The following is a 23,792-nucleotide window of genomic DNA, read 5'->3' as shown; positions in this document are numbered from 1 at the left end:
CCACGCGTTCAAAAATGGTTATCGGTCTACCGCCGCTCGAGTCGACCGTCTTCTCCGACCGCCAGCCCGAGTTCCTCGATTGTGGCCGCCGTCGCCTCCCCGCCAGGTCTGCCGGCGATCTCGCGCGCCTCAAGCGCCGCGACGGTCGCACACAGCCCGGACTCCGTCGCCACGGAGGGAATCACGGGCGCGAACCCGAGGTCCAGCCCGGCCGCCCGGGTCCGGCGTGCCAGCGTCGAGAGCGCCGGCGTCGCGTACGCCTCGGCGAAGTCGATCGTATCGGTAAACCCCGCAAAAGAGACGCGTCCGCCCGACGACGGCCCGAGGACCACGTCGTGGCGTCTGAGCCCCATCGCCGCGCCATCGATGTCCGACCGGCCGACCAGCGACGCGGTCGGCTCGAGGACGCCCACCGTGCCGACTTCCTCGCGTTCGAGCAGGTGGGTGACGGTGTTGCCGATCCGCGCCGAACGCGTGGAGCCGACTTGCCGTTCGAACCGGACCTCCTCGAGTCCCTCGAGGGCGTCTGCAGCGAGGTCGCGAATCGCATCTTCGGGCTCCTCGCCCACGTCGACGTCGTCGGGAAGGGTCCCCTCGTCTCGGTAGTTGACGAGGAGGTCCCCACCGCTCGCCGCGGCGGCCCGCAGGACGTCCGCCGTCGCGGCCTCGGACAGCAGGGACGCCTCGGATTCGGTCAACGGAGTCGTCTCGACGAGCGACGGGAGGGCGAGCCCATCCCACGGTGGGTCGACGGGAACGACGACGATCATGTTCGTCACTCCGGCGTCGCGACCCTTGAACGCGGCGCTTGTGACACGAAAACCGATATGCCGACCGGCATCGAGAAGAACGTATGAACGAACGAACGCTCGCCGGTGCGTTCGGCGTCAGTATCGTCGGCTGTGCGGTCGTCCTAGGCGTCTACGGCCTCGTCTCGGGGTACCTCCTCGAGTCGGCTGGCGCGCTGGGAGCGCCGACGGCCGCGACGCTCGCGGTCGTGATCGTCGTCGTCGCCGCCCTGGTCGGCCTCGGAACGGGTGGGTCCCGTCGACTGGCCACACCGTACTGGTAGTGCAACACTCCGAGGCGCTTTCGGTCGCCCGCTATCGTTCCCGACGTCCCTTCGTCTGGCGGTAGTCCGAGGCCATCAGCGCCGCGAAGTGTTCGACCCACGCCTGGGTCTGCTCGTCGGTCTGCGATCGCGCCTCGAGCATCGGGACGAGTGCGAACCCGCGACCGCGGATCGTCGTCGCGTGGACGTCCGGAAACACGAGTTCCGAGGCCGGCGTCGTCGTGTACTCCGTCGCGATTTCGGCGAGCGCGCGCTCACCGACGGGGATCAGGACCTCGGGGTTGATCATCCTGATCTCGGCGTTCAGATACGGCTCGCAGTTGTCGATCTCCTCGTCGGTCGGCGACCGCTCGGGATCCCGACACCGCGTGAGATTCGTCAGGTAGACGTTCTCGAGTTTCGGTCGATCCGCCGGCGACGTCGCGTCACAGAGTGCGAGGCGCTCGAGGATCCGCCGGAGGCCGTCCCCCTCCCCCTCGTCACCCGTGTCGTCGCCCGCGTTCGCGACGAGCGGAACGCCGACGTCGTCTGCGGCGGCAGAGGGCCGTTCACCGACGAACAGAAAGTCTGCCCCGACGTCGCCGTAGCCGTGGACGACCTGCGTTCGCGTCTCACAGAGCGCGGGGCAGTTCCGACACTCCTCGTCCATGTTGAACGGGTTCGCTCGAGTTCGCTGATTCGCGTCCACACCCGAACCTCGGGGCCAGATACTAAAAGAAACGCGACTGATGGCCGATCACGATCACCGAGAGAGCAGGTGCTACGACGACCGAAGCGACTCGAGGCGCTCGAGCGTCTCGGCGTCGTCGGGGCTCTTGTCGTGGCGAACCCCGACGAACCGGGGGAACCGAAGCGCGTAGCCCGAGGAGTACGTCGGCGAGGTCTGGATCTCCTCGTAGCCGACCTCGAAGACCACCGCGGGCTCGAGAGTCACCTCCTGGCCGTCCTCGGCGGCGACGTGGGGCTCGAGGAGGTCAGTGAGTTCGGCGAGTTTCTCGTCCGTGATGCCGGTCGCGACTTTGCCGACCGTCTCGAGCGTGTCGCCGTCGCGAACGGAGAGTTCGAACGTTCCGAGAAACGTCGCACGCCGGCCTTCGCCCCACTCCGCACCGGTGACGACGCAGTCGAGCGTCTCGACGTCTGGCTTTCGCTTTCGCCAATTCTTCCCCCGACGGCCGGGCGTATACGCCGATTCGGGGTCTTTGAGCATGATCCCCTCGTGGCCCGCCTCGAGTGCGTCGGCGTCGATCGACTCGATCTGGCCGGCGTCGTCGGTGATCCAGAGCAAGGAGAGGCCGTCGACGTCTTCGGGTCCGACGTCGTTTCCAACCCGGGCCCGCAGGACGCTCTCGAGCCTGTCGTGGCGGTCGACTACCGGTTCCTCGAGGAGGTCCTCGCCGTCGGCGTGTAAGCAGTCGAAGAAGACGGGCCGGACGGCGACGTCCTCGCGGGCCTTCTCGACGTCGTGTTTGCGACGGAATCGCTTGAGCACCTCCTGGAACGGCAGCGGCTCGCCGGCGTCGTCGACGGCAACGACTTCGCCGTCGAGGATGACGGGTTCCTCGAGGGTCTCCTCGGCGAACTCGACGACCTCCGGCAGCGCGTCGGTGACGTCCTCCATGTTTCGCGAGAAGGCGCGCGTGGTGGCTCTCGAGTCGTCGGGTCGGGCGTCGGACGACACGCCGATGGCACCGGGATCGTGCTCGAGGCCGTCGGGATCGTGATGCAACTGGATTCTCGCACCGTCGAACTTCCACTCCACGGCGGCTTCCGCCCACTCCTCGAGTACATCGGTCACGGTTCCGGCCTGGGCGAGCATCGCCTGGACGGGACGGCCGAGTTCGAGGTCGACGGCGTCGAGTCCCTCGAGGCCCTCCTCGCGGGCGACGCGAGCGATCCGGCCGTAATCGTTCGACACCTGCAGGGCGCGTTCGACCCGATCGTCGGGGAGGTCGAACGCGTCGGCGATAGCATCTCTGACGGCCCCCTCGCCGACGCCGATGCGCATCTCCGAGAGGACGAGTCGTGCGAGATAGCGGGCTTCCTCGCTCGCACAGCGATTGAACAGGCCAAACAGGAGGTCGACCTTCCGGTCCTGGCTTCCGGAGCCCTCCGTGGCCGCGAGGTCGGTAAGCGTCTCGTGGACCTCCCGAACGGTGAGGTCGTCTCCGCCACTACCGCCGGTGAACGCACCGAGCCCCTGCTGGCCGCCGAACTCGTAGCTGGCCGCGACCTCCCCGATCTCGCCGATCTCCGCGAGCCGGTCCTCGACGTCGTCGGCGTCGACGTTCGTTCCTGCGGCGCGAGCAATCGCCTCGTAACACGCCGACGGGCCGACGTCGAGCGTCGTCGAGTCCCAGGCCGGGAACACGCGACCCTGGACGAAGCGGGCGATCACCTCGATCTCGTCGCCGGCGTCGACGAGGAGGTCCGTGACGCACTCGACGATCTCGAGGTCGGCGGATTCGGCGTCGATCTCCGCGGCTCGCTCGGCGAACGTCGCGAACTTCATCGGGCGTTGCTATCCCCGGCGGGGGTAAAACGGTTCTGAGACCCGCTCGGCCTGGATGGTCGAAAAGCGACCGACGCCTCGAGGCGTGATTACCGAACCGGGACGGCTCGAGCGCGTTCGTAGATCGTTCCGCTGAGACAGCCGATCGGGATCGTCAGCCAGCCGGTCAGGATCACGGCGAAGATGCCGATGACGACCGTCAGCATCGATGCGACCTCGAGCAGCTCCGTCGTCGTCTCGATTCCCGTTCCGGTTCCGCCGACGGCCAGCACGACGAGGAGGGTGAGAAAGACGAGGACGAGCGCGAATGCGTACGTCAACACGGTCGCGAGCGCTCCGGCGACGGCCCCGAAGAACGGAGTGCGATCGGGGAGGTATCGCCAGACTGCCGCGGCGACGAGGAAGGCGGCCGGGACGACGAACGGGACCGCGACGAGCGCGCTCGCGCTCCAGAACGGGTGGACGAAGTCGTGCGTGACGCCGAGGAGGTAGACGACGGTCGTGGCCAACGCGTAGACGACGGCGATCGAAACGGCGGCCGCCGCACCCGCATAGCCAGCGCCGAGCTCTCGCTGGTCCGCGCGCGGCAGCCGTCCGGGGCCGAATCGCTTACACGCGGTCGCGAGCGACTGGAGGGTTGGTATGGGGGCCATGGGAAAATGTTGTGTCAGCACAACCAAATTTCTTTGGGCGGAATCGGGATCGCTGGAAGTGTTTCGTCGGAGAGAGCCGGCTTTAAAGGGATCGGGCTCGCACTCGGAGGTATGCCAGAGGAGGAACTCGCCGCGAGAGTCGCCGACGTGTTATCGGTCGACGCCGAGGACTTCCGGGGACGGGCCGAGGAAGACGCCGCCGTCATCAAAGAGGCCCTCGAGGACGGCGTCTTCGACAACCCGCAGGCGATCGTCGGCCTCGAGTACGAGTTCTACGCGGTCAAAGACGACGGCTGTGACCTCCGGCGAGTGCCGCGGCGGCTCCTCGAGTTGATCGGGTTCGAAAAGGAGCTGGGATTGCACAACGCGGAGATGACGACCAGCCCACAGCCGCTGAACGCCCACGGGCTGGCGGCCCAGGAATCGGAGGTGAAAGCGCGATTGCAGACGGCACTCGACGTGACCAGCTCTGAACGGATGCGGCTGGTCAGCGACGCTCTCTGGACGATTCCGCCCGAGGGCGAGGACGCCGCGACCTATCTGACGGACAGCGTCGATCGAACCGTCCCCTCCCGCGACGGGCGCGAGCGATCGTTTCGCATCGCCACGAATATGAGCGACTCCGCCCGCTATCACGCGATGGCGAACACGGAGCGAGCGAGCGCGGCGGGGATGCGGGTCGAAGCGCCACACGTCTCACTCCAGGGCGATACCGTGATGCCGGAGAGTCTCATCACGTCGATCCAGCCACACTACCAGGTGCCCCACGCGATCGACCTCCCGCTGTATTTCAACTACGCCCTCCGGGTCGCCGGGCCGCTGCTCGCACTGGGCGTCAATTCGCCGTTCTTCCCGCCGGATCTCTACGACGAGGGGGCGACCGCGGCGGGCGTCCTCGGCGATTGCTGGATGGAACACCGGATCAGCGTCTTCGAGACCGTCCTCAACGACCCCTCGACTGGCGAGGGGAAAGTTCGGTTCCCCAGGGATCTCTCGACCGTCGAGGAGGCAGTCGACCGGGTCGCGGCCGACGACACCATGGTCCCGATGCCGGTCGAAGCCGGCGAACGGTTCGACGATCGGTTCCCCCATTTCCGGCGTAAACACGGCACCTACTGGCGGTGGGTTCGTCCGGTCTTCGGCGGTCCGACCCGTTCCGCTGCCAATGCGCGCATCGAGTTCCGGCCGATCCCGGCCCAGCCGACGGTCCGAGACTCCGTCTCGTTTCTCGCGGCCTTCGCCGGCCTGATGGAGAGTCTGACCAGACTCGAGCATCCGGTCAACGAACTCGACTGGGAGATCGCCCGCGAGAACTTCTACGCGGCGATGCGTGACGGTCTCGAGGCCGACCTGAGCTGGATCACGAACGACGGCAAAGAGACGACGGACTCGCTCGCACTGTACGAAGACCTCCTCGCTCACGCCGAGGACGGACTGACGAACCGCGGGCTGACCGAGGAGCAGGCCGCGAAGTATCTCTACCCGCTCCGTCGTCGCGTCCGGCAGACGGTGACGCCGGGTCGGTGGAAATACGAGCGAGTTCGGACCGCAGTCGACGACGGTGCCACGCTCGAGGGAGCGATCCAATCGATGCAGCGACGATACGTCGAGCGACAGCGTGAAACGCTACTCGAGGGGAGTTTCGCGGACTGGATCGTCGAGTAGTGGTTCGGCGGCTACCAGTACACCTGTACCGTTCTGGTTCGGGGACCGTCACACTCGACGAACAGCACCGACTGCCAGGTACCGAGCGCGAGCGATCCGTCGCTGACCGGGACAGTCACACTCGGGCCGACGAGCATCGAGCGGACGTGTGAGTCGGCGTTCCCGTCGAGTTCGTCGTGGTTCCAGCCGGTGTTCGGAACGAGGTCCTCGAGGGCGTCCTCGAAATCCGAGAGCAGGCGCGGTTCCGCCTCGTTGATCGTCACACCGGCGGTCGTGTGCTGGACGAAGACGGTCGCGGTTCCGGATACGCCCGCAGGGAGTGTCCGTTCGACCTCGTCGGTGATCTCGCGTACCGAGAGCCGGTTGTCAGTCGCGATCGAGAACTGTGCGTGGCGATCGTCCTCTGGTTCGCTCATACGCGTTCACGACGGGCTCCACCGATACGATCGTTACGTCTCGACCGGGCCGTCGTTCGACGGAATTCGCTCGCTTCGGGCGGGCGGTCACGACCTGTCCCGTTCGGAGTCGGCTGGAAGTGGCCCCAAAACTATCGTAGGGGAACCCGTATCACCGAACGGAATGTACGAGACGATCCTCCTGCCGACGGACATGAGCGCTGGTGTCGACGACGCGATCGAACACGCGATCGACGCGGCACAGCGCTACGATGCCGAACTGCACGTCCTGTACGTCGTCGACGCCGAGGCGTACAGTTCCTACCCCGGCGACGAGTACGTCCACGAGTTCGAGGGCCTCGAGAGCGCACTCGAGAACGCGGGACGTGACGCCGTCGATTCGATCGCCGAACGAGCGGACGACGCCGGCGTCGAGACCCAGACCGTCGTCCGCCACGGCGTTCCCCACGAGGAGATCCTCGAGTACGGAGACGACGCCGACGTCGGACTGACGGTCCTCGGCTCGAAGAATCGATCCGGCGAGTATCGCCGGCTGCTCGGCAGCGTCGCCGAACGGGTTACCCACATGTCGGCCCGGCCGGTGACAGTCGTAAAGACGCCAGTCGAGACGGGCGACGTGAGTCAGTGATCGGAAGACCGTCGCCAGCCGAGGGCTCGGCCCCGTCTGTCCTGGCCGTCTCTCGTTTCGGCGCGGCCACACGACGATTGCCGCCGAAACTCCCGCTGGGTGAGCGTCCTCATCGTTTGCCGGCGGCACCCGTCCCGTAGCCACCGGACGTGATCGACTGTGGTCCGGATACGACCGCCGCGCCGGTACGATTATTATTCGTTCGTGTGAATGTTTTGGCTATGTCACGAATCGTGTTCGGTCTGATCGGTGTCGTCGTCGCACTGTTTCCGGACGGCGTCATCGAGAGTTACGAGGCGATCGCACTCGAGAATCCGGAGGAGTGTTCGGCGAAACCGTGGCTCGCGCCGGCGGTCCGAGCGGAGGGTGTCCTCTACGTGCTCGCGACCCTCGCCGGCGGTCGAGCGTACGGCTGGCTACTAAACGTCGCCGGCGTCGCCGGACTGGTGGCGGCCGTAGCGCCGAAGCAGTATCTCGATGCCGGCGCGTCCCTCGCGTACGACCGGCCAGAGGAGGTCAACTGGAACGAGGGATTCGTCACGGGCGTTCGAGTTCTTGGATTCGCGCTCGTCGTGCTCGCAGCCCGTGCGCTCGGAAAGCGCCGACGGGCGTAGTCGATATCGGTCGACCGGACGGGACGACGTACGCTACCCGAGCAGGTACCGGATCCACGGGTTCGACCGGACGGGCTGAGTCGACTCGAGGATGCCGTCGACGCCGGCCAGTCGACCGGCACCCCATGCGGCGAGCCCGAACAACAACAGCATGTAGACGAACGAACTGTCGATGAAAAAGCCGTTTTCGACCGGGAATCCCTCGAGCAATCCGCCCTGCCAGGCTGCGGTCCAGAAGAACAGCATCTGGAGTGCTCCCATCAGCGCGGCGAATCGGAAGAACGCGCCGAACAACAGCGCCAGACCGATGAGAATCTGTCCGAAGATGACCAGCGGGTCGACGATCGACGCGTACTCCCCGAACCAGAGGAACAGCCCGTGGACGGGGTTTGCCTCGGCGATCGCGTTGTTCAGAAAGCCCGCCGACGACCACGCGAGCGGGTCCCCAAATCCGCCGTCCGCCAACTTCTCGAGGCCAGCCTGGAGGAACACCCAGGCCATCACGAGTCGCAATCCGACGATCGAGTATGCGACCCACGTTTCGGAGTAGTTAAACGAGACTGTGCGGCCGAGTAGTGACGATTCGAGCGTTCGTTCCGCAGGTCGACGTTTGGTTGCCATAGTGAAGTCGTTGTTCGAGGGTTCGGCCGGAGGTATTTAACGAACGGTGTAATTCCAGATATTCGATAGTTCTCGAAAGGGGTACCGTACTTACTCAGCCGTCCCAGACGGTATTACTCGTCCACGCTCTTTCGACCCGACACGGACTCCGGTTCGAGACAGAAATCCTGAAAATCGATTTCATCTCGGGGTCGGTCGAACACGTCGACCGTCGGAATCTGAACCGCCCACATCTGTTGGACCGTCGCCGACTCGGGATCGAAATCTGCCAGTTCCTCGAGCGTCCCGGTGGCGACGACGCTTCGCCAGCCATCCGCCGTCTCGTCGAATACCACCAGCGAAACCGGGTTCTCGATCACATCGGATTTGTTGCTCCCCGGTGGAAACGAGAGCCGAAAGTAGAAGGTCCCGCCCCCACGGGAGTAGCCGTACGACACTGGAAGCGACGCCGGCGGTCCGTCGTCGGTCGCGAACGAGAGCACGCCCGTGCCACCGGGTGCCAGGAACGCGTCGCGTTCGTCACCGGTGAGGGTTACCCAGCGGAGTCCCGTCATCGCGAGGGCGTACCACGTCGAGGCTAAAAAACCCGGTACCCGCCGTCTGTCGCGGTCGATCGCTCTACGGAGTCGGTCGGGGACGACTCCGAACGCGATCCCCGGAATCTATAGGTGTGGCCGCCACTCGATCCGTATGGACGTTGGTCTCACCGTCGGCGACTCGCTCGATCGCCTCGAGCGTACGATCGACGGCTACGATTTCGCGGAGTTTTCCATCGGCGAAGGAACCGACCCGACGGACGTCGATACCGAGCGGCTCGAGTCGACCCTCGCGGCCGCGGACGCCGATCTGTGCGTTCATCTCCCGTTCAAGCAAGACGTCGTAACGCCAGTTCCCGAGATCAACGACGCCATCCGCGACTACCAGACGCGGTTGCTCGAGTGGGCGGGCTCCGCCGGCGCGCAAAAGGCCGTGCTTCACGGGACGGCTCGTAACCCACACGATACGGATCTCCGACCGATGTTCGCGGAGCAACTGGCCGCTATCGACGATGCCGCGGCGGACGCCGGCGTCGAACTCGTCGTCGAGAACGTCGGTCACCAGGCGCGTGGCCTCCAGCTGACGGTTCTCGGGGATCTGGCCCGTGAAACCGGTACGTCGGTCTGTTTCGACGTCGGCCACGCCTACATGGAAGACGGCGACGACGGCGTCGATCGGTTCTGTTCTCGGTACGGCGATCTCGTCTCGCACCTGCACGTCCACGACGCTCGAAGTCGAGGGGATACGCACATCCCGATCGGTGCCGGTGAGATCGACTACGGCGTCGTCACGGACCATCTCGCCGGGTTCGACGGCACCGTCGCCCTCGAGGTGTTCACGGACGATCTCGACCTGCTCGACGATACGGCTCGGCGGGCGACGGCGGCCCTGGAGACGTCCCCGGCGGACGACTAATCGCGATCTGCGGAGACGGTACTTCGGCTTTATACCACACGTCGTCGTAACCGTTCGCGTGCGAGTCGAGGCTCGCCAGGTGATCTCCATGCCAGGACACGTCCTCGTTCCGATCGACGGATCTGACCACGCGTTCGCAGGACTAGAGTACTGCTTTCGATCGTTACCCGACGCGACGATAACCGCACTGTACGTCGTCGACCCGACCCGCGACGACGAGGCGACCGCCGGTTCGACCGATACGTCCCTCGAGCGAACGGAGGCACACGGCGAACGAGTGCTCGATCGTGCGACCGATCGGGCGACGGACCGAGACGTCGACCTCCGAACGTCGCTTCGGACCGGGACACCACACACGGAGATACTCGAGGTGGCGGCGACGGACGTCGACCACGTCGTGGTGGGCAGTCACGGACAGTCACCGATCACGCGTCCGTTTCTCGGTCGCGTAAGCGAGGCCGTCGTCCGTCGGTCGCCGGTCTCGACGACGATCGTTCCCGAGACGACGACCGAACTCGACGAACGGGAGCTTCCGGGAGAGATCCTGGTGGCGCTCGACGGCTCCGAACAGGCGACGGCGGCCCTCGAGTTCGCGATCGAGGCGTACCCGACGGCTTCGTTTACGGCGTTTCACGCGCTCTCGCTTCCGTTCGATCGGCCACGAGAGGACGTCGAGGGAACGTACCTCGAAGCACTTCTCGACGATCGCGAACGCCGAGCCGAACGGATTTTCGAGTCCGCACGGGCCGTCGCCGACGACCGTGGGGTGACACTCGAGACGGCGACCGGGAACGACTCGCCCGCGAGGGCGATCGTCGACCGTGCGTCGAACGGCTCCGATCAGATCGTCATGGGGAGTCACGGCCGGTCGCTTCCGGCCCGACTGATCACGGGATCAGTCGCCGAACGCGTCGCACGCCGGTCTCCGCGGACGGTTACGCTCGTTCGAGGCGCGCCCGCGTCGGACTGACGCGGCTGCCATCAGTTCGTACCGCTGCCGTCGTCGCCGACGGGCGGATCGCGGTCACTCCTCCGGCGATTCGATCAGTTCGAAGAGCCCGTCGAACTCCTCGGGCAACTGGTTGTGTGCTTTCTCGATGTTTCCGGGCGGGACGACGTCCGCGACGACGGCGAGTAGCTGCTGTGCGTGGTAGTTCGCATCCGCCCGATCGACGCCCTCGCGTTCGGCGACGCGCTCGAGGAACTCCTGGTAGTCGAAACGCTGGCCGTGGTCGGCTTCCGTCAGGTAGCGGTCGATCTCCATCGGAAGCGGACTGGCGAGATCCGTCGCCTCTCCCTCCTGTAACCGTTCACCGAGCGTCGTCAGGACGGCCCGGGTTGCCCGGACCGCCTGCCCGAACTGCGCGTACTCGAGTCTGTGCTGAACCTGACCGACGAATTCCTTGTAGTTCATATCGATCGTGTACCGTGTCAGTATTCGACTGGATCAGATCCCACACACCATCCGTGTCACACCGACCGGTCGCAGCGGGGCCACTCCGTGGGAGGATCCGATGTAGGAGGGCTACCTCGAAGAACGGTATAAATCTCGGGGTGGCGATTCGCTGCATTCGTTCGAGCGCTGCGTTCCGAACTGGACGGAAGACACGCGTCGGAGACGTATCACTGGTCTTTCATTTCACCAGGCGGGTGACGGATACTATTTTGGTCCGGTGGACGGTAAAGACAGTCGATGTCCAGAACGCTACTGGTCCCGATCGACGGTTCGCCGATGTCCTGGCGCGCCTTAGAACACGCCTTCGAGACCGACGACGCCCGCGTCGTCGCGCTTCACGTCGTCGACCCGTGGGACCCGGGATACAGCGTTGCGACCGACGTGGACGTGCGGACGGAGCCACCACACGGCTCCGACGCGTGGTACGAGCGCGCGGACACGGAGGAACAACGGGTCTTCGACCGGGCCCGGGAAATCGCGGACGACTACGACGCCGAACTCGAGACCGACCACAGGTCCGGCGATCCTGCACGGGAGATCATCGACTACGTCGAGGAGAACGACGTCGACCACGTCGTGATGGGAAGTCACGGCCGGACTGGACCGGCCCGACTCCTCCTGGGTAGCGTCGCGGAACTGGTCGTCCGTCGCGCACCGGTTCCGGTCACCGTGGTCCGGGGTCCCGACGAGTGACGACACTGTTTCGACGCGGTTGACGAGGGCCGAAACTGCTACCGGACGACCGTCACCGGGACGTCCGCACGCCTGACGACGAGTTCCGCCGTACTCCCCACCCGCGCCTTGGCGACGTTCCCGCGGCCGCGAGTACCGACGACGATCTGATCGGCACCGACGTCATCGACGGCCGCGACGATCGTCTGGCCGGGCGATCCGACCGCAGTCTCCGTGTCGACCGTCGCGTCACCCATCTCGAGGTCGGCGAGTGCCTCGTCGAACAGCTCCGCCGTGTCTTCCCGTCGATCGTCGAGCCACCGTTCGGTCAACGGCGAGCGCTCGGGTTGGTCGGTGAGGTCAAACGGATCGATCGCGTGAAACAGGACGATCTCAGCCCGCGGGAATGTCTCGAGGACGTACTCGAGAGCATCCTGGGCGTGTGGCGAGCCATCGTGTGGGACGAGAATCGTTCGCGCCATCTCGTCGTATCGGTTGGCGACGAGCGGAATAAAACCATCCCAGAATTACCGTCCGTGGGGACGACCGAACGGCGGCCCCCGGTGCTCGGGCCGGGATACATTCGACGACCGGATTGCTTTGGCGGGTGACACTCCGGTACGCTCGCGAGGACTTCCACTTCCCTATCGGCGGTGTGTCGTCTCGTCACCGCCCTCGAGTCCCGCGTTCGTGATCCGGAACTGAGCCGACTCGCCGACCGGCTTCGACCGGTGTTTCTCGAGGGTCGCCCGTCGGTTGCCGCCGCGGAAGCGCTCGAGACGAAGGATGACGCCGGTCCAGTGCTCTAAGGTGTTCCCGCCGAGCGCTCGCGTCCGATCCGAGTCGGGATCGGCGAACACCTGGTTCGTGAGGACGATCGCCAGATCGTGTTTGCGAGCGAGCGAGAGGAGGTGGGTCACCTGTCGGGCGACACGTCTGAGCGACTCCCCCTCGTCACCGTCGCCGGTTCGCTCGAGTCGGTAAAAGCCCGTCGCGCTGTCGAGGACGACGAGGTCGGCACGATCCGCGAAATCCTCGACGTCGCGGACGGCTTCGGCCTGCTCTTCGAAATCCAGTGCGTCCTCGACGACGATCCGCGAGGCGACGGCCTCGACTGTCGGGTCGGCCCCGTCGGGATCGGGGCGCCCGCTCGCGTCGTCGCTCGCGGCGTCGGCGGTCGGTCGATCGGCGTCGTCGACCCGAGCCGAGAGCAGTTGCTCGAAGCGGTCGACCGAAAGCCCTTCGGTGTCGATGTAGACGGCGGTGCCGCCGTCGATGGCCGCCTCGACCGCAGCCGACAGCGCCAGGTTCGTCTTCCCGGCGGCCGGCGGTCCGTACACCTGCGTGACGGTTCCCCGCTCGAACCCCCCGCCGAGTAGCTCGTCGACCGGACCACAGCCGGTCGAAATCGGCTCGTCGTTCACGGGTTGAGTTGGTACCGTCCTCGCAAAAACCCCCCGGAACCGGGCCAGAGACCGACTCGAGAAGCGACGCGGGCGGGGAATCGAGCCATCCGCCGATCCGAGACGCTGAGCACTCCTCGCGGTCGGACACGTTTATTCTCCCCGGAGCCGAACGGTCGAACGTGATCGTCGTCGCCACGTCGGACTTCGAGGTGTACCACGGCGTCGTTACCGAGCTACGCGACCGCAGTGTCACGTTCACGACTGTCGAACCCGACGAGACGGTTCCCGACCGAACGGCCGTCGTCGTCACCGATGCCGACAACGCTGCGACGTTCGACGGCGTGGCGACGATCGTCGCCGATCCCGACGATCCGCGTCGCGCCGTCGACCAAGCGTTGACCACGATCCGTGGCGAGGACGGCCGAACGGTCATCGGCGTCGATCCAGGACGAAAACCGGGTATCGCCGTCCTCAACGGCGGTGTCGTCGTCGCGGCGTTCCAGGTCCCGCTTGCGGACGCCGTCGACGTCATCGAGCGCGAGGTACGCGACGCCGCCACCCCCGTCGTCCGGATCGGCGACGGCTCGCGCCTCCACGGTGCGAGGCTCGTCAACGACCTCGAGGACGTCCGGGTCGAACTCGTCGACGAAACCGGGACGACGCCCTACCTCGGCACCGGCGCACGGGGGATGGAAGACGTTCTCGCCGCCGTCAACATCGCCCGTCTCGAGGGTGAGGTCGTCGACTCGCGAGAGATCGAGCCGACGAAAGGCGAACTTCAGCTCATCAAGGACCGCTCGCGGGAGCGAAGCGACCGAAACCGCGCGATCGACGAGATGTTGGCGCGTCGCGTCGCTGCCGGCGAGTTGACGATCGACGAGGCGCTCGCCGAACACCGCGGGGACGAGGAGTGAGACGGTCTCGAGGCGGTCACCGCGTGACGGCGAGCAGCCGATTCCGGACGGACGGGCGGCTGATGGTCCACCACCCCGCCGCGGCGCCGACGCAACCGACGAACGCTAGCCAGCCGTCGGTGCTCCCCGCCGTGATCAAAAGCGCCGCCCCCCCGAGCACCGTAGCCCCGGCGAACGCCCGCGTCGGCTCGCCGTCTGCGATCCGCGTCGCGACGAGTAGGTATCCAGCACCCACCCCGACCGACGCGAGTACGTCGACGAGGTAGTGGACGCCGAGTGCGAGCCGAGAGACGCCGACGAGCGAGACGACGATCGCGGCGGCGAGCAGCCGAACCCGAGGCGTTCCGCGGTCGATCCACGCGGCGAGTGCACCCCAGAGTATCGTCGCCGCCATCGTGTGTCCGCTCGGAAACCCGGCACTGTCGCGCGGAACCGCTTGCATCGATGCCGGCGGTCTCGAGAAGTCGAGCGCCGTCTTCAGCGCGAGCGTAAGCGCGAGTCCGCCGAGGACGATACCGAGCAGTGTCGCGACGTCGGCAGAGAGCAACCGATCGTCGTCGCTCCGGATCGACCGACCGACGTCCACGACGCCGATGCCGAGCAAGACGGCGACGACAAGCAGTTCGTCGCCGAGTACCGCGGTGAGTTCGAAAAGTGGAACGGTCCACTCCGGCAGGAGGCGTCGAATCAGTTCCGTCACGCCGAGACTACGGTTCATGATGGTGACGCTGAGCCGTTCGCCCGAACGGGACGAGGTGTCCCGCTCGAGAGAGTGAGGTAGGTTCTCGAGTCGGACGAGAGACCCCGGTCGAGAGTGGCCAGGTGGTTTCTCGAGGGGATCGCAGTATCCGCTCGAGGGTGTGACGTCCCCTCCTATTCCGACCCGGCAGTTAACTCTTTCACGTGGGGTGTTCGCGGGCGACGGATTCCAGCACGCCGCTTATAGAGAGCTGTGACCTACGCCGCAGTGACCGATTCCGGTCTCCCCGATGGCACCCGCAATCGTCCACTTCCTCGTCGGCGCGTCGCTCGCCGTGTTGCTCGCAGTCCCGCTCGCGTTGCGGACTGGCGCCGAGCGACGGAGCCTCTGGCTCGTCGGCGTCGGCGGTCTCTGGGGACTGTTTCCGGACGTCCACTACGTCAGCCCCGTCTTCGAGACGCAGTTGCGTACGCTTCACGAGTCGTGGGTGGCCGATCTGTTCGCGTTTCACTACACCCTGGATCAGCCACCGTTCGCGACGAACCCCCTCGAGAGCATCGCCGGTTCCATACTGGTGTTTCTCGTCTCCGTGACGGTCTTTACGACCGGCACCGCGGTCAGTGACCCGCACGGTCGGAATCGGTCCGATCCACCCACTCGCCACTCGATCGCGCTCCGGTTACTCGTCAGCGGGTACGCCGTCGTCGTCGCCGCCGGTCTCGCCGCCGCGACCGTCGCCGTCGTGCTGGCTGCAACCGGCCGTCTCGAGCCGGTTGCCACGCTGGTCGGGAGGGAGGGGGGACGTACAGCGCTGGCTCTCGTCCTGGCGGTCGCGCTCGCTGGCGGCGCCACCTTCGCGCTGGTTGTTTCGGCAGTCGGTGGCTTCACGCGCCGAGCGACGCCGCTCGGTGGGGCCGTGTTGGGCGTACTTCTCGGACTCTGTGCCTGGGTGGTCGCCGCGTTCGCAGCGCCCATCTGGATGGACACCGCGCTGGGACTCGAGAGACCGATCCCGTACGTTCACCGGGTTGGAATGGTCGCAATCGTCTGTTTCGGTGGGCTCGTCGGCGCTCTCTACCCCGCCGTTCGACGGCTCGTGGCCCCGCCTGGGTATGGGAGCAGTCGATAGTAGCGCAAATCCTTCGTTCGGGCCCGCATCTGAAGCCGACACTGAAACTAAAAACTGCAACTGACATAGACGACTCTGCAACTACGACGTGCCCTGATCGGGCGACCGAGAATGTGTTGGTTTCGTGAAATGTATTGCGCGTCTCGACTCTCGATACTGCGACGAAAGTCCACCAGCCACCGCACAGCTGCCTGTCCTCCCCCGTCGAGCGGAAGCTTGCTTCCACGATGCTCGAAAGAGCTTGCTCTTTCGCCGAGTCGCTCGACTCTCGCGGTGCTCGAGCCACACTCCCGGCCAGGTGACCCGCTCGCGAGATTTCCGAGCACTGCGAAGACGTCTCGCCGATCCGCGAGAGAGGAGTGAGCGAGTGCAACGAGCGAACGAGTCAGCTGGGGAAGACGAGGTCCGGGTGCGGCTTCCACCATCGTGTTTGGAGCGGCGTAATTCACCGGCGGTACCAAAAAGGTATAACAGACGAGACGGGGTGGTCAGGGGTGAATGGATGCCCGATTAGATGGACTATGAGTGACTCGACGACGCCTCCCCGTCGACGTCGGGACCAGCAAGCAGACTCCCCACGGGCGGTCGTCCACAAGCAAATCCTCGATACGGCAAAAGCCCGACCGAACGCATCGATGAAAGAGATCGCCGACGACGTAAGCGCCGCGACGACCTCGATCGTCGAGAGGGTCCTCGAGGAGTACGGCGACCCGGCGGAAACCGAAGACGAGACCGACGGTGGCTCAACCGATCTCGGCGACGAGACCGACGCAAACTCCACCGAGAGTGGGGGCGAAGACAGCAGCGACGCCGGCCAAAGTGGGAGCGAAGACGGCAGCGACGCCACCGAAAACGTGACCGAGGACGGGTCCGGGGAAACCGCCGACAGCGACGCCGAACCCACTGGATCGGTCGTGGGCGTGGACGAACCGACAGCCATCGAGTCCGACAACCGAGGTCCCGACGAAACCGAGGTCGGTACTCGGTCGACCATCGAAGCCGACCGCAACCACCGAGACGCCGACGAACCCGACCGCGACGACCACACCGAAACCGCGGCCGATCCAGCGTCGTCGGATCGATCACCGACGAGCGATCGGGATCGATCCACCAGAACGCAGATCGGGACGTCACTCGAGCCGTCGGACGTGACCGAAAAGCAACTGGAAACTCTCCGAGAGATCGCCCGATTCCCCGAGGCAACGCAGGCCGAACTCGCCGACAATCTCGGCGTCACCAGTGCGACGATCAGCCAGCGCGTCAACGGCATCGACGGCTTCGACTGGTCGAACCGCCAACAGTTCGTCGCGGATCTCCTCGGGAACGGACCCGACCGCGTGGACGGGACGTCGGAGGGAGGGGCGTCGAACGCCGATCGAAAACCCGTACTGGCCGATGGCTCAGCCCGGCAGTCGACCCCCGAGCGCGAGGACGGCGAAGATGGGGACGCGGCGACCGACGACGACCTCGAGCGAGCGCTCGCCGACTCCGTCGAGGAGCTCTCCGAACAGGTGACACACCTCTCACGTCGAATCGAGGCCCTCGAGGAGCGATTCCCGCCGGAACACCGGACGAATCGACGCCCCGAGCTCCCGTCCGATCCGGAACTCGTCCACAAGATTCTATACGCCTGTCTCAGTGACGAACACATCACCGAAAAAGAGGAGTTACGCGTCCTGAAGGCGGTCGTCGGCGGCGATTCGGAACCGACGTAGCTCGAAACGGACGGTCGTCTCGGCGACGCTCGAGCCTCGAATCGCTCGTCGGACGGCGGACTCCGCACTAGTACTAGACGTTCTACGCCCGGTCTACTGGTACTAGTGGTGGTTCACCGACCTAGCTCCATCTGACGGAAACGGAGGAGACGAGTCGACCGAGGTCTGAAGCGGGCGAGTCAATCCGTCGATACCACCGTTCCAGCGCAACCGGGTCTGTCGCCTTCCGGACCGAAACGGTTCGGAAACCAGCAGTTACGGAGTCAGCTATTTAGCCCCGATTCGAATCCACAGAGGACATGCAAGCTGTCGTCCTCGCGGCGGGAAAGGGAACTCGCCTCCGACCGCTGACGGAAGACAAACCGAAGGCACTCGTCGAGGTCGACGGACGACCGATCGTCGAAGACGTCTTCGATAACTTGCTCGCACTCGACGTCTCGGAGCTGATCGTCGTCGTCGGTCACCGCAAAGAACAGATCATCGACCGGTACGGAGACTCCTACCGGGACGTTCCGATCACGTACGCCCACCAGCGCGAACAGCTGGGTCTGGCACACGCGATCCGACAGGTGGAACCGATGGTCGACGACGACTTCGCCTTGATGCTCGGAGACAACGTCTTTCGAGCGAACCTCGCAGACGTCGTGAACCGCCAGCGGGAGGATCGGGCCGACGCGGCGTTTCTGGTCGAGCAGGTTCCCTACGAGGAGGCGAGTCGGTACGGCGTGCTCGATACGAACGACTACGGCGAGATCGTCGAGGTGGTCGAAAAACCCGAGGAGCCACCGTCGAATCTCGCGATGACTGGCTTCTATACGTTTACGCCGGCGATCTTCCACGCCTGCCAGCTCGTCCAGCAGAGCGACCGCGGCGAGTACGAACTTCCGGATGCGATCGACCTGCTGATTCAGTCGGGTCGGACGATCGACGCGATCCGGATGGAAGGATGGCGCGTTGACGTCGGCTATCCCGACGACCGCGATCGGGCGGAGAAGCGACTGCAGGACGAGTCGGTCGACCCAGGGGAGGTCCACGCAGAGGCCGAACGCGTGATCGGCGGCGAAACCGACTGACACAGACTTCGCTCGCCGAGATGGAGTCGCTCGAGCCGGTCAAGACGGGATTACCCGGGCGTGATCGCACCCGTATCGCGTCCTCCAGGTCGAGGACGTGGTGACTCGTCAGTCGAACATCTGCGTAAGCAACCGCAAACAATAGTCCACCGGCGGGAACCGAACCGGAGACGCCGTCAGGAATCGAACCGGAGACTCCGAACCCATCACCCACGGTCGTCGGCCGACCCATCCGGGAGTGAGGCCGGCGAGGAGGGGCAGACGTCTCGAGTCGGATTCGGCGCCGCGTCATCCGGCGTCCGGACCGTACACGACGGAGAATCACAATGGTCGACGAACCAACCACCATCGCCGACGCGACGGCGACGTTCTGCGAGGAGTACAAAGACGGCGAGCAGTCGATCGAGTCGGTCCTCGCAGTCGACGCCGAGTACGACGCGTGGACCGTCGACGACGTTTCGGTGGACGCCGAAACGGTCGGCGAACTCGTCTCCCGCGGAATCGTGACGGCCGTCGACGGTGGGTACCGGATCTCGAGTCGAACGGCAGTCCGTGACGGAGTGGATGGGAGCGACGCCGATGGTGGCGAGAGCGCGTCGGGATTGCCGTTTACGACCACCTTCGATCTGCGCGCTGCCGGCGCGCTCGCCGGCGCGCTCGCGTTCCTGTTCGGAATGCGGATCCTGAACTACGAGGAAGTGATGCGAGGCGATCACGTCGTCTCACCCGCGAACGATCCGTATCACTACCGCTACTGGATGGAGGAACTGCTCGCGGAGTCCGACGGGATCACGGACATCGGTATCGTCGCGAACCTGCCCCCGGGGGCTGCCGAGCGACGGCCGCTGACCCACTCGGTTCACTGGTTTCTCGCCGAACTCCTCGGTGGGGACCAGTGGGCCGCCGATCAGGTCGCCGCCTGGCTCCCCGTCGTCGCGACGCTGGCGCTGGGAGTCGTCGTCTACTGGCTCGCGGTCGTCGTCGCCGACGACGTGCGGGTTGGCATCGCGTCGGTTATCCTCTTCGCGTTGACGCCCGCCCACGCCGTCTACACCGGTATCGGCTTCCTGGAGCACCGGCTCCACCAGTACGTCTGGCTCGGCGTGACGATGCTGGCGCTCGCCTGGCTGGCAGTCGACCTCCAGCGGAGACGGCGGGCGGCTGGTTCGTCGGACGGGGGTTTCGAGCCCGTCCGTGGCCACCTGCTGTCCCCGTGGACCTGGATCGCGAGCGTCGCCCTCGGTGCGTCGATCGCCTTCTCCATGCACGCGTGGGGTGGGTCGGTACTGATGCTCGTGCCTCTCGCGGCGTACGCCGGATTGAAAGCCCCACTCGACGCTCGAGCGGGTCTTTCACCGCTGCTCGCGAACGCGCCCGTCGTCGCTGGCCTGGCTCTCGGGTGGGGAATCGCGACGGCACTGCACCTCCGGCTGGGGTGGCACGAGTCGTTCGTCGCGGTCGTCCCGGTTCTCGTGGTCGTCGGCGCACTCGTCGTAGCGGTCTTCGGAGAACTGTGGTACCGCCTCGAGTGGCCGACTGCGCCGCTGGTTGGACTCGAGGTCGCGCTGGTTGGAGTCGGGATCTGGGCGCTCCGGGCGTATCGTTCGGCGGAGTGGAATCGGTTGACCGAGCGAGCCGACGCCCTGTTCTTCCGGGAGGGGGCGACCGAGTCGGGATCGATATTCGCCGCGGACAACGCGTACGTCTTCGAGCCGATGATGCAGCTCGGATTCGACTTCTATCTCGCGATTCTGACGCTCGGATGGGCCTGGTGGGTCGCCTCTCGCCGGTACGAACCCGGATGGCTGGTGATCGCCGTCTACGCGCTCTTCTGGCTCGGACTGGCGGCGTTCCAGGGACGGTTCGCGGGGCAGCTAACGATACCGCTCTCGGTACTGGGCGGGCTGGCACTCCTCACACTGTTAGCCCGCGCTGGGCTCGTCCGGGTTCCAGGACCGTTTCGTCACAGCAGCGATTCCAGACGAGCGGAGACGGCAACCAATCGCGGGACGGTGGCCGACGGCGGCCGGAGGCGCAGTATCCTCGTCCCGACCGATCTCCGAACGATCGTGGCCCTGGTCGGGATCGTACTCCTGATCTGTGGAACGAGCCTGGTCTTCGCGCCCGCGCTGACCGCACAGACTGCACACGGCGACGCCCAGTTCGAAGCCGCCACGACCATCGCCGAGCACGCGGGCGAGACCGAACGGGAATACCCGGAAACCTACGTCCTGAGCAACTGGGGCGACAACCGGATGTACAACTACTTCGTCAACGGGGAATCGGAGACCTACTCGTACGCCTCTCAAACGTTTGGTGAGTTCCAGACCGACGACGATCCCGACGGCTGGTACGAGCGCTTCGACGAAGACGACGTCGGGTACGTCGTTATGACGGGCTCGAGTGGGTATCACGAGGAGAGCTCGCACGTGCAACTGCACAACTATCTCGGTACCGGCAGTGCGGAGACCGAACCGCTCGAGCACTACCGGACGATCTACGTGAGCAGCGAGGCGACGGCGTTCGCCGTCGTCCCCGGCGCGACGATCACCGTACCCGGCGAACCGGGTGAGACCGTGGCGCTCGAGACCGAGGTCACCGTCACCGGCGTGACGTTCCCCTACGAACGGGACGTGACCGTCGACGAGAACGGAACGGCCACCGTGACAGTTCCCTACCCTGGCGAGTACACCGTCGGCGACCGCGAGGTCGACGTTCCACCCGAGGCAGTCGAAGACGGGGAGTCGATCGCACTCGAGTGAGCAGCGTGGACGATACTATAGTAGCCACTGAACGTCATTGCACACCTGAGCGCCAGACTGATCGGCGATCAGTGTGTGAATCGTTTCAGTTGTTACTATAGTGCTTTGGCAAGCCTGCTCTGCAGGGTCGAATTCGGTGGTGTGATTCGACCCTGCAGTCGACGCTTGGCGGAGTAATAAGATGTCTGACCCGGACTCGGTGGAGACGTGAGTGAGTCGAAACACCGATGGCGGCAACATCTTGGGAATCACCTGTCGTTGACAGACTGACCCCGTTGGTTCCTCTACCTCTGTTGTTGTCTGGTCTACCGATCAGAGTAAATTGAACGATCCTGGCCGATTGGTTGGATTACCATTGGTCCACTCGATACGTGAGAGGTCGGCGATAGTTTTCGGATAGATAACTCCGTATTGCCTCGAGAGTACGCTGTAGTCGAGAACGTAAAACGCAGTTTCGAGACTGCGTGATCGGATTGGATATCGGACGGAGACCAGCTACACAGGATCTGTGCACCAGTAGTTCGTTCTGGCATTGTTCAGCAGTGGGTGTATTTCAGTATCGATGACAATACGGTTTCGGTGGCTGAATACGCAATTGTATCGAACCAATCATGTTTCGGTGCTATATCACCTCGAGAAAAAGCCAAATCAGTTATGAATACGGTGGATGTCCCACGCGGTAAATGGTCACCGGATGGCGGTATCGAGTGGTCAGTGTGCTTGGCGTCTTCGTGCTGACCGCCGGAGCCGTCGCGGTGGCGAACCACCCGACGTCACAACTGCTGTTCACGACGTACGTTCCGCTGTTCGACCGACTCGAGGCGACTGTGTTGACCGGTTCGTCTCTATATTGGATACTCACACTGAGCGCGTTAGCAGTCTTTGCGAGTCTCGCCCCACTGTACAAACCACAGCCAAGACGAGTTCTCGATACTGTATTTCTCGTGCAAAAACGTGTACTCGTCGCCGGACTAGCGCTCGCGACGCTCGGTTACTTCAAGTGGTCCCACCGACTGCCGCGGGCAACGCTCGTAATGACCATAGGAGTGCTAAGCATCGTGCTTCCATTGTGGTTCGTCTGGATCCGTAACCGACCAAATGAAGATGCCAAACGAGCGTTGATTGTCGGTGACGACCTGGGGCAGATCGATCAAATTTCGCGCTCGGCCACCACACCGCTCCTTGGCTATCTTTGTCCCTCAGTCATCAGTAGTGCCAACGGCGAACACATGGCAGTTGAAACAGTTGCGGATGGTGGGGTGTCCGTCGAGAACGATAGTACGGTGAGTAAAGAGGGACTCAATGCTCTCGATCGGATCGGTGGCCTGTCTAGACTAGAGAACATCCTGATCGATTACGACATCGATACCGTCGTGCTTGCGTTTTGTCACGCCGACCGGGCCGAGTTCTTCGGCGCACTCGACACATGTCACGAACATGGCGTCAACGTGAAGATTCACCACAAATTCGCCGACAGCGTGCTAATATCGGAGGGTGACGTTGGCGAGATAATCAATGTCGATCTCGAACCGTGGGATCCACTCGATCATCTATTCAAACGTGTGTTCGACGTTGGATTCGCTGTCGCAGGATTGGTAACATTTGCACCACTATTCGTAGTTATCGCGCTTGCGATCAAACTCGACAATCCCGGTCCAGTACTGTACAGCCAGAACCGAACGGCTGGATTTGGAGAAACATTTGCCGTGTACAAGTTCCGAACAATGGTTCCCAAAGGGGAGTCAGCTACGCCGTCAGAGGACGCCGACAACGGTCGGATTACTCGGGTTGGGTCCGTATTGCGACGGACTCACCTAGACGAACTGCCACAGCTTTGGTCAATACTAATCGGTAACATGAGCGTCGTGGGGCCACGAGCCGCCTGGACCGAAGAAGAGGTGTTGCTCCAGGAAGACACACCTGCCTGGCGAAAGCGTTGGTTCGTGAAGCCCGGACTAACCGGTCTCGCACAAGTGAACGACGCTACCAGTACGAATCCGGGTGAGAAGTTGCACTACGACCTCAAGTACATTCGTCGGCAGTCGTTCTGGCTCGATTTGAAGATTGTGATTCGACAAATCTGGACGATCATTGAGGATTTTTCGTCGTAGAATCGAGTATAGAGCGAAGTGTGAGGGGGGATACAACACAGTGATCGGCTCGTTCCTGCGGCTGACAATTGTAGAGCACTAGCAGTACTTCCGGGGTTTAGTTCCAGCAGCTGTTTTTCGGCGTAGAACACGTCTATTGACAGAATGAAAGAGACGAAACGTGCTCAGGCGGAAGGGCTACAGTTTCTCAGCAATTACTGTTCAGCATTCACGACTCGGTT

Annotated in this window: 24 protein-coding genes; 13 read left to right on the top strand and 11 right to left on the bottom strand. The window is 64.4% G+C overall.

Going from position 1 to position 23,792, the window contains the following annotated elements; genetic code table 11:
* Window positions 1–26: 26 nt before the first annotated feature.
* Complete coding sequence (locus FYC77_RS09350; protein ID WP_149081241.1) at window positions 27–770, bottom strand: hypothetical protein; 744 nt, start codon at window positions 768–770, stop codon at window positions 27–29.
* 83 nt (window positions 771–853) lie between these two features.
* Between FYC77_RS09350 and FYC77_RS09345 the strand changes: the two genes are divergently transcribed.
* Complete coding sequence (locus FYC77_RS09345; protein ID WP_149081240.1) at window positions 854–1,072, top strand: hypothetical protein; 219 nt, start codon at window positions 854–856, stop codon at window positions 1,070–1,072.
* Window positions 1,073–1,103: 31 nt separating this feature from the next.
* Here the strand turns inward: FYC77_RS09345 and FYC77_RS09340 are convergent, their stop codons facing one another.
* The 3 genes from FYC77_RS09340 to FYC77_RS09330 form a co-directional block, all read right to left on the bottom strand.
* Window positions 1,104–1,721, bottom strand: coding sequence for a uracil-DNA glycosylase (locus FYC77_RS09340; RefSeq protein WP_149081348.1), 618 nt, complete (start codon window positions 1,719–1,721; stop codon window positions 1,104–1,106).
* Window positions 1,722–1,832: 111 nt separating this feature from the next.
* Complete coding sequence (ligA, locus tag FYC77_RS09335) at window positions 1,833–3,584, bottom strand: ATP-dependent DNA ligase LigA (protein WP_149081239.1); 1,752 nt, start codon at window positions 3,582–3,584, stop codon at window positions 1,833–1,835.
* Window positions 3,585–3,673: 89 nt separating this feature from the next.
* Window positions 3,674–4,237 carry a hypothetical protein gene (locus FYC77_RS09330; RefSeq protein ID WP_149081238.1) on the bottom strand — a complete coding sequence of 188 codons (564 nt, stop codon included), beginning with the start codon at window positions 4,235–4,237 and terminating at the stop codon, window positions 3,674–3,676.
* A 111-nt stretch (window positions 4,238–4,348) separates the two neighbouring features.
* Between FYC77_RS09330 and FYC77_RS09325 the strand changes: the two genes are divergently transcribed.
* On the top strand, window positions 4,349–5,902 hold the full coding sequence (locus FYC77_RS09325) for a hypothetical protein (protein ID WP_149081237.1): 1,554 nt from the start codon (window positions 4,349–4,351) through the stop codon (window positions 5,900–5,902).
* Window positions 5,903–5,913: 11 nt separating this feature from the next.
* Here FYC77_RS09325 and FYC77_RS09320 read toward each other — a convergent pair whose 3' ends face one another.
* Window positions 5,914–6,318, bottom strand: a complete 405-nt coding sequence (locus FYC77_RS09320; protein WP_149081236.1) for a secondary thiamine-phosphate synthase enzyme YjbQ — start codon at window positions 6,316–6,318, stop codon at window positions 5,914–5,916.
* Window positions 6,319–6,481: 163 nt separating this feature from the next.
* Here FYC77_RS09320 and FYC77_RS09315 point away from each other — a divergent pair, with 163 nt between their 5' ends.
* Entirely contained in the window at window positions 6,482–6,946 is a 465-nt protein-coding gene (locus FYC77_RS09315) for a universal stress protein (protein WP_149081235.1), read from the top strand.
* 221 nt (window positions 6,947–7,167) lie between these two features.
* On the top strand, window positions 7,168–7,560 hold the full coding sequence (locus FYC77_RS09310) for a hypothetical protein (protein WP_149081234.1): 393 nt from the start codon (window positions 7,168–7,170) through the stop codon (window positions 7,558–7,560).
* 33 nt (window positions 7,561–7,593) lie between these two features.
* Here FYC77_RS09310 and FYC77_RS09305 read toward each other — a convergent pair whose 3' ends face one another.
* Entirely contained in the window at window positions 7,594–8,181 is a 588-nt protein-coding gene (locus FYC77_RS09305) for a DoxX family protein (RefSeq protein WP_149081233.1), read from the bottom strand.
* Window positions 8,182–8,294: 113 nt separating this feature from the next.
* The gene (locus FYC77_RS09300) at window positions 8,295–8,735 is read right to left on the bottom strand and encodes a pyridoxamine 5'-phosphate oxidase family protein (protein ID WP_149081232.1); all 441 of its coding nucleotides are present in this window, start codon (window positions 8,733–8,735) and stop codon (window positions 8,295–8,297) included.
* Window positions 8,736–8,871: 136 nt separating this feature from the next.
* Between FYC77_RS09300 and FYC77_RS09295 the strand changes: the two genes are divergently transcribed.
* Together FYC77_RS09295 and FYC77_RS09290 are read left to right on the top strand one after the other, a co-directional pair.
* On the top strand, window positions 8,872–9,633 hold the full coding sequence (locus FYC77_RS09295) for a sugar phosphate isomerase/epimerase family protein (RefSeq protein WP_149081231.1): 762 nt from the start codon (window positions 8,872–8,874) through the stop codon (window positions 9,631–9,633).
* 88 nt (window positions 9,634–9,721) lie between these two features.
* A complete protein-coding gene (locus FYC77_RS09290; protein ID WP_149081230.1) occupies window positions 9,722–10,603 on the top strand; it encodes a universal stress protein in 882 nt (293 codons plus the stop codon).
* 54 nt (window positions 10,604–10,657) lie between these two features.
* On the opposite strand, the gene FYC77_RS09285 is transcribed toward FYC77_RS09290, so the two are convergent.
* Window positions 10,658–11,047, bottom strand: a complete 390-nt coding sequence (locus FYC77_RS09285; protein ID WP_149081229.1) for a DUF2267 domain-containing protein — start codon at window positions 11,045–11,047, stop codon at window positions 10,658–10,660.
* A 279-nt stretch (window positions 11,048–11,326) separates the two neighbouring features.
* Here FYC77_RS09285 and FYC77_RS09280 point away from each other — a divergent pair, with 279 nt between their 5' ends.
* Window positions 11,327–11,782, top strand: coding sequence for a universal stress protein (locus FYC77_RS09280; RefSeq protein ID WP_149081228.1), 456 nt, complete (start codon window positions 11,327–11,329; stop codon window positions 11,780–11,782).
* Between the two features lie 38 nt (window positions 11,783–11,820).
* On the opposite strand, the gene FYC77_RS09275 is transcribed toward FYC77_RS09280, so the two are convergent.
* Entirely contained in the window at window positions 11,821–12,243 is a 423-nt protein-coding gene (locus FYC77_RS09275) for a universal stress protein (RefSeq protein ID WP_149081227.1), read from the bottom strand.
* A gap of 162 nt (window positions 12,244–12,405) precedes the next feature.
* Window positions 12,406–13,185 carry an AAA family ATPase gene (locus tag FYC77_RS09270; protein WP_149081226.1) on the bottom strand — a complete coding sequence of 260 codons (780 nt, stop codon included), beginning with the start codon at window positions 13,183–13,185 and terminating at the stop codon, window positions 12,406–12,408.
* A 161-nt stretch (window positions 13,186–13,346) separates the two neighbouring features.
* Here FYC77_RS09270 and FYC77_RS09265 point away from each other — a divergent pair, with 161 nt between their 5' ends.
* Complete coding sequence (locus FYC77_RS09265) at window positions 13,347–14,081, top strand: RuvC family protein (RefSeq protein ID WP_149081225.1); 735 nt, start codon at window positions 13,347–13,349, stop codon at window positions 14,079–14,081.
* Between the two features lie 16 nt (window positions 14,082–14,097).
* Here the strand turns inward: FYC77_RS09265 and FYC77_RS09260 are convergent, their stop codons facing one another.
* Entirely contained in the window at window positions 14,098–14,799 is a 702-nt protein-coding gene (locus tag FYC77_RS09260) for a phosphatase PAP2 family protein (protein ID WP_149081224.1), read from the bottom strand.
* A gap of 271 nt (window positions 14,800–15,070) precedes the next feature.
* Here FYC77_RS09260 and FYC77_RS09255 point away from each other — a divergent pair, with 271 nt between their 5' ends.
* The 5 genes from FYC77_RS09255 to FYC77_RS09230 all read left to right on the top strand — a co-directional run bounded on the left by FYC77_RS09255 (window position 15,071) and on the right by FYC77_RS09230 (window position 23,571).
* A complete protein-coding gene (locus FYC77_RS09255) occupies window positions 15,071–15,910 on the top strand; it encodes a hypothetical protein (RefSeq protein ID WP_149081223.1) in 840 nt (279 codons plus the stop codon).
* A 521-nt stretch (window positions 15,911–16,431) separates the two neighbouring features.
* Window positions 16,432–17,625 (top strand): winged helix-turn-helix transcriptional regulator, encoded by a 1,194-nt coding sequence (locus FYC77_RS09250; RefSeq protein ID WP_149081222.1) that lies wholly within the window; start codon window positions 16,432–16,434, stop codon window positions 17,623–17,625.
* A gap of 299 nt (window positions 17,626–17,924) precedes the next feature.
* Window positions 17,925–18,698: a UTP--glucose-1-phosphate uridylyltransferase AglF gene (aglF, locus tag FYC77_RS09245; RefSeq protein ID WP_149081221.1), complete on the top strand. Its 774-nt coding sequence runs from the start codon at window positions 17,925–17,927 to the stop codon at window positions 18,696–18,698.
* Between the two features lie 326 nt (window positions 18,699–19,024).
* Window positions 19,025–21,460, top strand: coding sequence for an MFS transporter (locus FYC77_RS09240; protein WP_149081220.1), 2,436 nt, complete (start codon window positions 19,025–19,027; stop codon window positions 21,458–21,460).
* 683 nt (window positions 21,461–22,143) lie between these two features.
* Window positions 22,144–23,571, top strand: coding sequence for a sugar transferase (locus FYC77_RS09230; protein ID WP_149081218.1), 1,428 nt, complete (start codon window positions 22,144–22,146; stop codon window positions 23,569–23,571).
* Window positions 23,572–23,792: the final 221 nt, after the last annotated feature.

Source organism: Natrialba swarupiae (assembly GCF_008245225.1).
Classification (GTDB): domain Archaea; phylum Halobacteriota; class Halobacteria; order Halobacteriales; family Natrialbaceae; genus Natrarchaeobius; species Natrarchaeobius swarupiae.
This window is presented reverse-complemented; position numbering and strand designations above follow the sequence as displayed.

Bases quoted from the DNA above. Each gene is read 5' to 3' on its own strand.
- FYC77_RS09315 (WP_149081235.1), top strand. From the start codon at position 6,482: ATGTACGAGACGATCCTCCTGCCGACGGACATGAGCGCTGGTGTCGAC.
- FYC77_RS09285 (WP_149081229.1), bottom strand. From the start codon at position 11,047: ATGAACTACAAGGAATTCGTCGGTCAGGTTCAGCACAGACTCGAGTAC.
- FYC77_RS09340 (WP_149081348.1), bottom strand. From the start codon at position 1,721: ATGGACGAGGAGTGTCGGAACTGCCCCGCGCTCTGTGAGACGCGAACG.
- FYC77_RS09300 (WP_149081232.1), bottom strand. From the start codon at position 8,735: ATGACGGGACTCCGCTGGGTAACCCTCACCGGTGACGAACGCGACGCG.
- FYC77_RS09305 (WP_149081233.1), bottom strand. From the start codon at position 8,181: ATGGCAACCAAACGTCGACCTGCGGAACGAACGCTCGAATCGTCACTA.
- FYC77_RS09240 (WP_149081220.1), top strand. From the start codon at position 19,025: ATGGTCGACGAACCAACCACCATCGCCGACGCGACGGCGACGTTCTGC.
- FYC77_RS09275 (WP_149081227.1), bottom strand. From the start codon at position 12,243: ATGGCGCGAACGATTCTCGTCCCACACGATGGCTCGCCACACGCCCAG.
- FYC77_RS09345 (WP_149081240.1), top strand. From the start codon at position 854: ATGAACGAACGAACGCTCGCCGGTGCGTTCGGCGTCAGTATCGTCGGC.
- FYC77_RS09250 (WP_149081222.1), top strand. From the start codon at position 16,432: ATGAGTGACTCGACGACGCCTCCCCGTCGACGTCGGGACCAGCAAGCA.
- FYC77_RS09310 (WP_149081234.1), top strand. From the start codon at position 7,168: ATGTCACGAATCGTGTTCGGTCTGATCGGTGTCGTCGTCGCACTGTTT.
- FYC77_RS09230 (WP_149081218.1), top strand. From the start codon at position 22,144: ATGGTCACCGGATGGCGGTATCGAGTGGTCAGTGTGCTTGGCGTCTTC.
- FYC77_RS09280 (WP_149081228.1), top strand. From the start codon at position 11,327: ATGTCCAGAACGCTACTGGTCCCGATCGACGGTTCGCCGATGTCCTGG.
- FYC77_RS09255 (WP_149081223.1), top strand. From the start codon at position 15,071: ATGGCACCCGCAATCGTCCACTTCCTCGTCGGCGCGTCGCTCGCCGTG.
- ligA (WP_149081239.1), bottom strand. From the start codon at position 3,584: ATGAAGTTCGCGACGTTCGCCGAGCGAGCCGCGGAGATCGACGCCGAA.
- FYC77_RS09290 (WP_149081230.1), top strand. From the start codon at position 9,722: ATGCCAGGACACGTCCTCGTTCCGATCGACGGATCTGACCACGCGTTC.
- FYC77_RS09325 (WP_149081237.1), top strand. From the start codon at position 4,349: ATGCCAGAGGAGGAACTCGCCGCGAGAGTCGCCGACGTGTTATCGGTC.
- FYC77_RS09350 (WP_149081241.1), bottom strand. From the start codon at position 770: ATGATCGTCGTCGTTCCCGTCGACCCACCGTGGGATGGGCTCGCCCTC.
- FYC77_RS09320 (WP_149081236.1), bottom strand. From the start codon at position 6,318: ATGAGCGAACCAGAGGACGATCGCCACGCACAGTTCTCGATCGCGACT.
- FYC77_RS09260 (WP_149081224.1), bottom strand. From the start codon at position 14,799: ATGAACCGTAGTCTCGGCGTGACGGAACTGATTCGACGCCTCCTGCCG.
- aglF (WP_149081221.1), top strand. From the start codon at position 17,925: ATGCAAGCTGTCGTCCTCGCGGCGGGAAAGGGAACTCGCCTCCGACCG.
- FYC77_RS09295 (WP_149081231.1), top strand. From the start codon at position 8,872: ATGGACGTTGGTCTCACCGTCGGCGACTCGCTCGATCGCCTCGAGCGT.
- FYC77_RS09330 (WP_149081238.1), bottom strand. From the start codon at position 4,237: ATGGCCCCCATACCAACCCTCCAGTCGCTCGCGACCGCGTGTAAGCGA.